Source organism: Proteiniclasticum sp. C24MP, assembly GCF_043951855.1.
Classification (GTDB): domain Bacteria; phylum Bacillota; class Clostridia; order Clostridiales; family Clostridiaceae; genus Proteiniclasticum.
In genome coordinates this window covers 49338-61475 of sequence record NZ_JBINJW010000011.1, presented here as the reverse complement: position 1 = coordinate 61475, position 12138 = coordinate 49338, and the positions used below count along the sequence as shown (strand labels likewise).

Sequence of the window (12138 nt, the reverse complement as noted above, 5' to 3'; positions counted from 1 at the left end):
AGGAGAGATACGATTGATGAATAATAAGAGACTGGTAGACCGATTCATGCGTTATGTGCAGATTGACAGTCCGACAAAAGAAGAAAGAGCGTTTGCGCTGATTCTGAAAAAAGAACTGGAAGAACTGGGATTAACTGTGGTCATGGATGATGCCGGAGAAAAGGCGGGAAGTGATTCAGGGAATCTCATCGCAAAGCTCAAAGGAAATGCGGAGAAGGAAACCATCCTCTTCAGTTCTCACATGGATACAGTATCACCCAGCAGAGGCGTGAAGCCAAGAATTGTGGATGGAACCATCTACAGCGACGGTGCCACCATTCTGGGCGGAGACGACAAAGCGGGCATCGCATCCATCATGGAAGCCCTTCAGGTGCTGAAGGAAGAGAATCTTCCTCATGGAGATATCGAAATCGCCTTCACGATTTATGAAGAAGGCGGGCTTTACGGTTCGAAGAACCTGGATTACAGCAGCATCGATGCGAAAATCGGTTTCGTCCTGGACAGCGGCGGAGACCCTGGCGACATCATCGTGCAGGGGCCTGCACAGAACAAGATCGATGTGAAGTTCACAGGGCTGGAAGCCCATGCGGGAGTGGCTCCTGAAACAGGAATCAGTGCCATCCAGATGGCTGCAGAAGCCATCAGCAACATGAAGCTTTTAAGAGTGGATGAAGAGACCACGGCGAATATCGGCAGCATCAGCGGTGGCGGTGCCACCAACATTGTTACCAAGGAAGTGGTCTTCCATGCCGAAGCCAGAAGCCTTGATAATGAAAAACTGAAGGTCCAGTCCGATCATATGGTGAAGTGCTGTGAAGATGCGGCGAAGAAGTATGGCGGGAAAGTGGAAGTTCAGGTGGAGAATGCCTACGGCGCCTTCCATATTCCGGTAGACCATCCTACGGTGAAAGCGGTGGAAGAAGCCTGCAGAAAGCTTGATATTCCAACCAGAACCACCACATCCGGAGGGGGAAGCGACACCAACATCTTCAATGCCAGTGGGGTTGCAGCCATCAATCTCGGCATAGGGGAAAGAAAACCCCACACACTGGAAGAGCATCTACACATCATCGATCTGGAGAACACCGCCAGAATCGTTGTGGAGCTCATGAAGGCATAGTCAGGCAGCGAATGGCCGGCAATAAATAGACAGAAAAGGATCCAACGTATCTCTTTTGAGATTTCGTCGGATCCTTCTTAAATGCAGTTTTACGCTTCTATTGAGATGGGCTCTGTTTTTCTCCTCTGAGACTATTCTTTCAGAACCATCCTCAGGGTGCTTTTCTCATCTTCCAGGAGATGTCTCCACTGGCCGGAAGAAAGGCCCTCCCAGGTTATATTCAGGATTCTCCTTCGTTTCAGCGCAGTCACATCATAGCCCAAGGCTCTCGTCATACGCCTGATCTGACGATTCAGACCCTGGGTCAGGATGATTCGGAAGGTATCCTCTGATACCTTCTCCACTGTGCAGGGTCTGGTCTGCCCGATTCTGATATCCACACCACTGGAAAGATCCTGAAGAAACTGCTCTTTGAAGGGTCTGTCCACGGTGACGAGATACTCCTTCTCGTGATTGTTTTCTGAGGAGAGAATCTCATTGGCCCAGTCTCCGTCGTTGGTGAGAAGGATCAGTCCTTCTGACTCCTTGTCCAGTCTACCCACAGGAAAAATATAAAAGGGGAGATGCAGAAAGGAGATGATATTCTCTTCCACGCTTTCATCTCTCGTACAGATGATGCCTGGCGGCTTGTGGAAGGCAATATAGATTTTTTCTTTTTTCTTCAGCTTTTCTCCATCAAGCAGGATGTCATCCTCTTCCTCCACCCACTGACCAGGAAAGGCGGGGCTTCCATTCACATGGATTCTGTTGCTTTCAATCCATACATTGGCTTCTTTTCTTGAGCAGTATCCGTAATTGCTGAGCAGTTTGTTGATTCTCATTTCATTCTCCCTTTCGCTTCTCTCATGGTATCACAGTCCAGAAGAAAATTTAAGCTTTTCTGGCAGGCTTTATGTACCACGTAATGTGATAAGTGGCAGGGAGAATAAAAATCACTACTGATAATGAAGGGAATAGATTATAATGAGCGTAATACAGAATGTGATGAAATGAAAAATTGGAGGAGTAGAAAATGAAGGCAGCAAAATCACTCAGTTTTATTGGCATGGTAGCCATGACCGCTGTACTGGTATTCGGATTTACACAAGGCAGCTTTTTTGAAGATGGCGGTGCATTGCTTAAAAATCCATGGGGCGTCGTATCCTTTGTGGATCTTTATGTGGGATTCACCCTGTTTTCCATGTGGATTGCGTTCAGGGAGAAGAACATTCTTCTGATGGCAGCCTGGATTCTCGCCATGATGATTCTGGGATTCTTTGCTGGCGCACTCTATGTGTTTATCCATCTTGTGAAGTCAAAAGGAGATATGCTTCTTTTCTTCCTGGGAGACCGCAAGAAGGAAGTGCTTCGAAAAGAAAGAAAAGCAGGAAGGCGAAGTGAAGAAGATGAGTGGAAAAAGTAGAGAAATTCTGGATGAACTGAAGAGTGTGCTGAGCGGCAAAACCATTGATGCTCTTTTTCCTCCCCTGGTCTTTGTGATCATCAACGGTTTTTTCGGCCTAGAGGCAGCTTCCGTCATCTCCATTCTTACAGCACTGGGTTTCGGGGCCAGAAGACTGATGAAGAAGCAGGACCTGAAATATGCGGTGGGAGGACTTCTTGGTGTACTTATGGCGGTGGGATTCGCCTATCTGTCGGGAAATGCCACGAATTTCTTTATTCCGAAGATCATCAGTGGAGGATTCATGGTGCTGCTTTCTCTTGGAACGCTTCTCATCGGAAAGCCTCTGGCAGCATGGCTCAGTCACCTTACCCGTGGATGGCCCATGGACTGGTTCATGAGAAAAGATGTGAAACCCGCATACAGGGAAGTGACCATCATATGGACGCTTCTTCTGGCGTTTCGTCTATTCATCCAGATCCTTCTTTTCAGAGGAAGAAACCTCGGCCAGATCTTCTGGGTGAATACCCTCATGGGGACACCAGCCACTGTTGTCATTCTTGTACTCAGTTACATCTATGGTATCTGGAGACTTCAGAAACTCGAGGGACCAGGAGTGGATGAATACATGGAAGGCAGAGAAAAACCCTGGAGAGGTCAGAGGAAGGGGTTCTAGATCGGACAATCGGAAATGCGATGTCTGCTGGATTCAGAATTCACTTTCAATCTAGTGATAGTAATGGATTCACAGATGAATTATGTTATAATCTAAAGAGTGACATGTGATATATCAAATGACCTTAAATATACACCAACATCAGAGGGTTCTATGAAGCATAATAAGAAGAATAAGTTTGAAACACTGGATATGAAAATTTACATCATCCCACTACTTCTCATTAGTGGGATTTTCATTGTTTCGGGCTTTTTTCTTTTGTCCGGAATCAGGGATCACTTCTATGACCAGAGAAGGGATGAAGCGTTTAAGCTGGCGAGAAGTTATGCTCGAAGCATCTCGAGATTTTCGGAAGCGGAAGAACTCATTGATGACCTTTTAGCGGAGAAAATCAGTATGGCCACTCAAACGGTAGCATTCTATGACAAGGAGTTCTCGAATGGAAAACTGAAAGAGCTGGCCAGGAGTCTGGAAGTGGATGAAATCGACTATTACGATGAGACGGGATATCTGCTGTTTTCCAACATGGAAAAGCTCATCGGCTGGGAGATCTATGAAGGACATCCCATCGATCTCTTCCTGAAAAGCGGAGAAGAAAGCCTTGTGGAAGGCATCAGGCAGGATGTCATCACAGGAGACTACTACAAGTACGGATACTACAGAATGGATGGAGGCGGACTCGTACAGGTCGGGTTGAGAGCCAATACGGTATACGCCTTCCTGGAACGGTTCAGTGTGAACAATCTGCTTCTGGAGCTGAAGAACAGCGAATCTGCTCTGCATATCGATCTTCTGGATCAGAATCTTGCAATCATAGGGTCCACGGGCAATCATCTGTCGGAGTCTCTACCTAGTCTGAAGGAAGCGAAAGAAGCGCTGGACAGGAACCGGGAATACAGCTTCATAAACGATGAGAGTGAAGACCGTGATTTTGAAGTGGTTGTGCCCATACATCTTGAGAATGAGACGGAAGAGGACATGTACGCCCTTTCCATTTCCTATTCCCTGGAAGAGACCTCACAGCAGATCAGAGATGTTTCTTTCTTCGGACTTGCGGCGCTTATGATCATTTACGGATCCATTCTCTACAGCATGAGATCCACCTATAAAAAGAATGAAACGCTGAGAAGTGCAGCGTACTACAGTGAGCTGACCGGACTGCCGAATAAGCTGTATCTGGAGCAGTACATGGAAAACGATCTGGAAAAAAGAAAGCACAGGAGAAGAGCGCTGATGCTCATCAGAATCAGCAACCTGAACAGCATCAACATGACCTACGGTTACCATTTCGGAGATCAGGTGCTGAGGGCAGTTCCTCTAAAACTGAAGGAATCTGTCGTCGGGGGAGGCAGACTCTTCCACTTCACAGCGGATCAGTTCCTGTTCTGCAAGGAAGACCTCCAAAGGCAGGAGGAACTTCAATCCTCCGCAGAAGCGCTTACGGCTTCTTTTGAAAAGCCGCTGACCATAGATGGAATAGACATCTACCTTTCACTGAAAATCGGGATGGTCATCGTGGATGAATCCTATGATGATGTGAACAGCATTCTGAAGGATGCTTCCGTGGCTCTGGAGCAGACCTTCAAAGAGGGGAAGTCTTCCATTCTCTATGATGAAAAGATGTATCAGTCGATTCAGAGGGAAGATCTGCTGGTGAAGGAAATGAGAAGAGCCATCGAAGAGAAGGATGAGCATGTCCTGTATCTGGAGTATCAGCCCATCATCGACACAAAAACGAAAAAAATCATCGCTTTTGAAGCCCTTGGCAGAATGAACGCAGGTCTTTTCGGGCGGGTGTCTCCTGTGGAGTTCATCGAAGCGGCTGAGAAGAATTTCATCATGGTGGAACTGGGCAGCTATTTCATGGACATGGCCATGAGATTCATGAAGGAACTGGAAAAGAACGGAAACGCAGACATCTGCGTTGCTGTAAATGTTTCAGGAATACAGCTTCTTCAGAGCAGCTTTACTGATAGGATCAGAGAAAAGATAGCGCGATTTGAAATTCGTCCGGAACAGCTGGAAATCGAAATCACGGAATCCATGCTCATCGATAATCTGGAGATGGTCAACTCGAAGTTCAGAGAGCTGAGAAATCTCGGGGTACGGATCGCCCTGGATGATTTCGGTACCGGATACTCTTCCTTTGTCAGGCTGCATGAACTGCACATTGATACTTTGAAGATCGACAGACAGTTCATCCAGAAACTGGAGAATTCCAGAAGAGATCTGATCATCGGAGACATCATCAAGATGGCTCACCGATTCGGTCTGAAAGTGGTGGCGGAAGGAATCGAACATGAAATGCAGAGAGAATTTCTCCTGGAACATCAGTGCGATGCCCTTCAGGGATTCCTTTTCAGTCCTTCGGTGCCTCGCGAAAAGGCGGTAACCATGCTGGAAACGGAAACCACTAAACTTCAGAAAATGCAGCTGCTTTGAAGCGGCTGCATTTTTGCAAGTCGGATAGAATTTTTCTGGCATTCAGACCTGTTTTCATGCTGAAAAGAAGAGATAAACTGTCATAGACCATTGTCATACATGAATAACACCTGGATATTACAAAAAATTCACGTTTCACAGACAGAATTCATGATATTATTTGGCATAACTGTGATATATTTATTAAGTGATTGTATTTTTCAAGGAATCGGAGAAAATACAGTGATGCTAACTGAAAATTCGCATTTTTTAATGGAACGAGACATCAATAAGGCCAAATGGAAAAGGAGATTGCGCATGGTCACATGCGGAATGAACTGAGCTCTTTTTTCCGTATCACTTTTGAAATAATTTGCGTAGGAGCGACCATGGAGCAGAAAAGAAAGTCATCCTGGATGGAACCGTTATTCTCATTACTCTCTTCTAGAAAATATACAATATTCTTATCGATTCTTCTCTTGATGATGATGATCTTTTCGGGCATCGGACTGGTTATTCATCGAAGCGTCCAGGGGCTCCTGGTGGAAGAATTAAGATATACAGCTGTCAATACCGCTGTAACCGCAGCATCCTTCATCGAAGCCGATATCGAGCCTTACGTGGCGCTCACGGAAGCGGATGGCTATGAAGAAGGAGCCTATGATGCTCATTACCATGAGAATATGCAGCGTATATTCAGAGAAATCAGAAAAGAAACGAATGTAGCCTTCATTTACACCATGAAAAGAGTTTCGGAGGATACGGTTCAGTATCTGCTGGATGGAGAAGACCCTGAAAGCGATCTTTTTTCGCCCTTGGGCACTACAGAAGAAATAGATGCCTATCAGAAAGAAGTGTTCTCAGGGAAAGGAACTGTCAGTACTGAAATGCTGCTCTGGGAGGGCTGGGGAAAGTACATCACCGGTCATGCACCCATAAAGGACCAAAACGAGAAAGTCATCGGGTTTGTGGGTGTGGACATCGGTACCATGACCGTCTGGAATCTGATGCGCAGAGTCGACAAGGTCATCACGGCCGTTGCGTTTTTCATCATTCTGCTGGTGACGGTCTATACCTACAAGATCATAGAAGACCGTTCCAATGCATATAATGAAGACTATCTCACAAAGCTCTATTCACGAAGACATCACGACAGGCAGCTGGAAGTGCACATCCGGAAAGTGAGAAGAAGGGGCGGAGAACTGTCCGTCATGATGATCGATGTGGATGACTTCAAAAAGATCAATGATTACTACGGACATGAGGCTGGAGACAGGATGCTGAAATATGTGGCAGGCGTCATCAGAAAGAACCTGCGAAAGACGGACATCAGTTCCAGAATCGGGGGAGATGAGTTCAACATCATTCTACCGGGAACCTCTCTGGAAGATACAAGGAAAGTGGCTGCCAGGATTCTCTCGGAGCTGGAAGAGAGGCAGGATGAACTTAAGGTCAGTGTCAGCATCGGTGTTGCAAAATGGGAAGAATCCATGGATTCCTCTGTTCTCACGAAGACAGCGGATCAGGCCATGTATAAAGCCAAGGAATCAGGAAGGAACCAGGTGCAGGTGATTCAGGAATACTGCTAGAGAAGTTGTGGAGGAAGAGCATTGAGCCAGAAGAACATACTCATACAAGCCAATGAAATGATGCAGAAACCCCGCGATGCGGGATTTCTGTCAAAAGTATCCATGTTTCTGATCACAGTGTTTCTGTGTCTGGGACTGATTATTCTTTCTCAAGGAATAAAATATCATTATGTGAGCGAACTGGAAATCAATGCGAGGAATCTGGCCAAAGGATATTCGCACAGTCTGAGTCAAAGTGTGGAAGCGAGCTCCGTGGTGGAGCAGCTGATCCATGATAAGCTGAAAGGGATTTCCAGCATCATCACAAATACTGAGCGGGATCTTCAGAATGAGGATCTCATTGCGCTGTCCTCACAGATGGATGTGGAAGAAATAGACATCTATGATCAGGAAGGTGTACTGAAACTGTCGAACATCGAGGCGTTCGTCGGGTGGATACCGCCAGAAGATCATCCTGTGCGGGACTTCATGGACTCGGACATGAGATTCTATATTGAGCCCATTCGAGCCAATACCATCACAGGAGATTTCTATCTCTACGGATATGAAAGAATGGAAGACGGAAGAACCGTTCAGGTGGGGATTGATGCGCAGAAGATCAACACTTTGGTCGGCGGCTTTCATCTGAACAGTCTCCTGGAGGAAATGCTGACGCATGATGATGTGGCCTACGTGAAGTATATCTCCTCCGAAGGAATCGTTCTTGGAAGCAGCAGTGGAGAGGACATCGGACAGGTCATGGAAACCGAGGAAAGCAAGCCGCTTCTGAATACACTGGACATCGGTGAATTTCAGCTGGTTCCCAAAGAGGAGTTTCATGATTTTCATGAACCGGTCTATCTTTCCGGTTCCGAGGCGGGAACGCTTCTCATCGGCATTTCTCTGGAGTCGACGAGAAACGCCATCAGAGATCTGAATCTCAGCATGACGGTGGCCCTGCTCATGATCTATCTGGCAGCGGTTCTGATGATCTATCTCCTGAACGACAAAACCAGAAAGCTCTTTGACCTTGCCTATGAGGATGACATCACAAGGCTGCCCAACGCCAAATACCTGAGAAGAATGCTCAAATATGAGCTGAAGCAGTCTTCCAGAGACAGGCTGGCCCTCATCATGGTTCATGTGCCCAGATTCAGCAGAATCACCATGTCAAAGGGGCATAAGCAGAGTGAATCCATCCTGCAGGATATCGCGAAGAACATCAGTGCCCAGGATATCGAAGGAGCAAGACTTTTCAGGTATTCGGAAGAGAAGTTCATGCTGCTTGTGAGAAACTATGCATGCAAGGAGACCCTGGTAGACATCATGGAGAAGCTGAGTCAGGTGATTCCGCTTCAGGGAGAAAGGGCTGCGGAAAAAAGATACAACACGCTGGCCTTCGGGGCTCTTGAAATAGGAGAAAAGTACGGGGATGAAGTAGAGGCGCTGAAAGATGTGCTCATCGCACTAAGCAATGCAGATGAGGATGCACCGAAGCCGTACGTATTCTTTGATGAAGTCATGGAAAGAAATATCATAAGAGAAACCGCCCTTGAAAACGAGCTGAAACTAGCCATAGAAAACAAGGTGGAAGACATCATCCTGCTGGCCTATCAGCCCCTCATGGATGGAAAGACGGAAACCATCATCGGTCTGGAAGCGCTGGCTAGAATGAAGTCTGAAAAATACGGAATGATATCGCCTCTGGAGTTTATCCAGATAGCCGAAAAGAACGGACTTATGGCGGATCTAGGACGGCTGATTCTGGAAAAAGCCGTTCTCTTCGAGAAGAAGCTTCTGGAAGAAGGATATGGCATCCGGGTGGCGGTGAACATTTCTCCTGTTCAGGTGATTCAGGACGATTTTGTTTCCATGGTGAAGGATATCATTGAAAATGCGGCCATTGATCCTTCCTTCATAGAGCTGGAAATCACTGAGTCGGTCTTTCTCAGCAACTATGAGCTGGTGAACAGAAAACTGAAAGTCCTGAGAAAAATGGGCTTTCTTGTATCCATAGATGATTTCGGAACCGGATACTCTTCCTTCGCGAGACTGAAGGAACTGCATGTGGACTCCGTGAAGATCGACCAGTATTTCATCAGGAAGATCACACAGCTAGTTCCGGCGGATCTCATCACCGGAGACATCATAAGGATGGTGCACAAGTTCGGACTTTCCACCGTGGCGGAAGGCGTGGAGACAAGAGAGGAAAGAGATTATCTCATCCGTGAAGGATGTGATGTTCTTCAGGGGTACTATTACAGCAGACCCATGCTGGAAGAAGATACGCTTACTTACATCAGAGATCAGAATGACTAAGGGAAGCAGACGCCGGCAGAGGAAGACATGTTAGGGGAGCCTAGTGTGGCAAGGGAGAGAATATGTGGGCAATAACAGGCATCATAACTGAATATGGGGAGAAACTGCTGCCTGGTGTGGCGTTACTTGCGGTCCCTGCACTTTATTTCCTGCTGAAGGATCAGAAGAGAAAAAGGAAGCTTGTGACAGCTGAGCGATATGTGCAGATGGGGCTTCGTTTTTATGATCAGGATGAGCGTTTCCTGTCCATAAAGAATGGAGCGCTCAGGTATTTTCTTGTGAATGAAGCCTATACGGCTCTTTTAGGCAAGAAGAAGGCGGATTTTCTCGGCAAAAGGGACGAGGACATTTTTGATCATGAGATGGCGCAGAAACTCCATGAAGTGGACAGGAAGGTGCTAAAGAGCGGTGAGAAAATTCAGCAGGATATAGTCTGGAAGGGAAGAACATACAGAATGCACAAATTCCCGCTGGTCCTTCCTGACGGCGGGAATGGAATCGGCGCCTACACTGAAGACATCACCGAAGCGGTGAGGCGACGGGAAGAACGCGAAAGAATCATAAAAAGAAATGAGATACTCATCGATGTCTCGGCGAAGGACTTCCAGTCTTCCCATGAGCAGCTGGACTATGTGCTGAGAAAAGCGCTTGCGCTCACGGAATCGACCTATGGGTATATTTATCTCTACAATGAGGAGGACCGCCTCTTCACACTTGAGAATTTCGCCAAAGACGGTGTGGTCCTATCCAGAAGAAAGTCCGCTCAGATGATCTACAGCCTCGACAGAATGGGGCTGTGGAGCGAATCCGTGAAAACCGGAAAGCCTATGATCTATAACGGCACGATGTCTTCTGATGCAGAACCCATAAAAGATGCGGCGCCATTCAACATGATGACGATACCGGTGATCATGGAAAGTCAGGTTACGGCAGTCATCGGGGTAGCCAATAAACCTAATGGGTACAGCAGCGATGATGCGGAAGAGCTTTCTCTTCTGATGAATGGGGTATGGAACGCGAAAGAAAGAAGAGAGACCACACTGCAGCTGAAGCAGGCCAATCACAGGCTGGCTTCCAATAAAGACAAGCTGAGCCTGATTCTGAACTCTTCCGCGGAAGGAATCTACGGTATGGATGTGGAGGGAAATTTCACGTTCATCAATCAGAGCGCACTGGATCTTCTGGGTTATGAGGATGCAGGTGAAGTCATCGGTACAAACTGCCATGAGCGGATTCATCACAGCACGAAAGAAGGCATTGCGGTGGCAAGGGAAAACTGTCAGATCTACGAAGCCATCGGGAAAGGAGATGTTCTGACGGAAGAGAATGAAGTGTTCTACAGAAAAGACGGAAGCTTCTTTTCTGTTCGTTATTCTGCACATCCGCAGATTCACAATGGAGAAATCATCGGATCTGTTGTGACATTTTCCGATATCACCCAGAGAAAAAGACAGGAGGAGGAAGTGCTTTATCTCAGCTATCATGACGCACTCACCGGGCTCTACAACAGAACCTATCTCGATAAAATCTGTGCGGATCTAGAAGAAGAGAAGTTTATGCCCATGAGTGTGGTGGTAGGGGATGTCAACGGACTGAAATTATCCAATGACATCTTCGGTCATAGAAAAGGGGATGAATTCCTGAAAAGAATCGCCGAGATCATACGCTCTCACACAAGGGAAGAAGATCTTCTTTTCAGAGTGGGTGGAGATGAGTTCTATCTGTTTCTCAGAAGTACCCGTGAAGAGGAAGCGAAAGACATCATGGGACGCATAGCGAATTCCATCCGGGAAGAAGACTTTCATGGTGTACGGGGCGGCATAGCTCTGGGTCTTTCAGTGATGGAAAACACGGAGACTTCACTGGAGAGTGTCATGAACGATGCGGAGCAGAAAATGTACAGGGAAAAAACGATCACAAAGAGTGAAGAGAGCACAAGGCAGCTGAAATCCTTTGTGGAGATCATCATGCAAAGAGAAGAGGAAAGGGTCCATGCTGAAAACACCGTGCATATTGCAGAGGTCATAGGCAAGGCGCTGTCTCTTCCGGAAGAAGAGATGACCAAACTGAAGGATGCCGCTTACATCCATGACATCGGTAAAATCACCGGATTCATGAGTGAAGGGGAGGAAAAATACGTTCTCCCCACAAGGAGGGATCATGCCGTCATCGGATATCGCATTCTCAATTCCTTCGAAGAAACCATGGAGCTTGCCCGGATCATTCTGTCTCATCATGAAAAATGGGACGGGTCGGGATATCCAAAGGGCCTGAAAGGAAAAGAGATTCCGCTGCTTTCAAGAATCATCGCGGTGGCGGAAAGATTTGACAGACTCACATCCGGATACAGTGCAGACTCCCTCACGGAGGAGGAAGCCTTTGCCGTCATGAAAATGGAGTCAGGTAGAGTTCTCGACAGCAGCCTTGTGGATATACTGATGGAAATCAGAGAGAAAAAGGTCAGCGGAATCTGAGGGGTATCGCTCTGTTTAGTGAAGCGCAGGGGGAGAAGCCGTGATGCTTCATCCGTTTTTCCTGCCTGCTGCAAGCGGGTATATACAAACATATAGAAGAGGATGAATTTTTACCTGAAGTATAACGGTTTTTCAGCTCCTGTATGCTAAAATGGTAAAAGGAGCATGTGAGGTGCGAT

8 protein-coding genes are annotated in these 12138 nt (G+C 46.9%); 7 read left to right on the top strand and 1 reads right to left on the bottom strand.

Annotated elements, in window-relative coordinates:
- Nucleotides 1-13 precede the first annotated feature (13 nt).
- On the top strand, nt 14-1120 hold the full coding sequence (locus tag ACHAL6_RS09260) for a M20/M25/M40 family metallo-hydrolase (protein WP_395270279.1): 1107 nt from the start codon (nt 14-16) through the stop codon (nt 1118-1120).
- Between the two features lie 131 nt (nt 1121-1251).
- On the opposite strand, the gene ACHAL6_RS09255 is transcribed toward ACHAL6_RS09260, so the two are convergent.
- Nucleotides 1252-1941, bottom strand: a complete 690-nt coding sequence (locus ACHAL6_RS09255) for a pseudouridine synthase (protein ID WP_395270277.1) — start codon at nt 1939-1941, stop codon at nt 1252-1254.
- Nucleotides 1942-2132: 191 nt separating this feature from the next.
- Between ACHAL6_RS09255 and ACHAL6_RS09250 the strand changes: the two genes are divergently transcribed.
- The 6 genes from ACHAL6_RS09250 to ACHAL6_RS09225 all read left to right on the top strand — a co-directional run bounded on the left by ACHAL6_RS09250 (nt 2133) and on the right by ACHAL6_RS09225 (nt 11959).
- The gene (locus ACHAL6_RS09250) at nt 2133-2522 is read left to right on the top strand and encodes a DUF1475 family protein (RefSeq protein WP_395270275.1); all 390 of its coding nucleotides are present in this window, start codon (nt 2133-2135) and stop codon (nt 2520-2522) included.
- Nucleotides 2506-3177, top strand: coding sequence for a DUF3159 domain-containing protein (locus ACHAL6_RS09245; protein WP_395270320.1), 672 nt, complete (start codon nt 2506-2508; stop codon nt 3175-3177). Before ACHAL6_RS09250 ends, ACHAL6_RS09245 begins: the two co-directional genes overlap by 17 nt.
- A gap of 153 nt (nt 3178-3330) precedes the next feature.
- Nucleotides 3331-5619: a putative bifunctional diguanylate cyclase/phosphodiesterase gene (locus ACHAL6_RS09240; protein WP_395270274.1), complete on the top strand. Its 2289-nt coding sequence runs from the start codon at nt 3331-3333 to the stop codon at nt 5617-5619.
- Nucleotides 5620-5987: 368 nt separating this feature from the next.
- On the top strand, nt 5988-7187 hold the full coding sequence (locus ACHAL6_RS09235; protein ID WP_395270272.1) for a diguanylate cyclase: 1200 nt from the start codon (nt 5988-5990) through the stop codon (nt 7185-7187).
- A 21-nt stretch (nt 7188-7208) separates the two neighbouring features.
- On the top strand, nt 7209-9485 hold the full coding sequence (locus tag ACHAL6_RS09230; protein WP_395270271.1) for a putative bifunctional diguanylate cyclase/phosphodiesterase: 2277 nt from the start codon (nt 7209-7211) through the stop codon (nt 9483-9485).
- A gap of 62 nt (nt 9486-9547) precedes the next feature.
- Entirely contained in the window at nt 9548-11959 is a 2412-nt protein-coding gene (locus ACHAL6_RS09225; RefSeq protein WP_395270270.1) for a diguanylate cyclase domain-containing protein, read from the top strand.
- Nucleotides 11960-12138 lie beyond the last annotated feature (179 nt).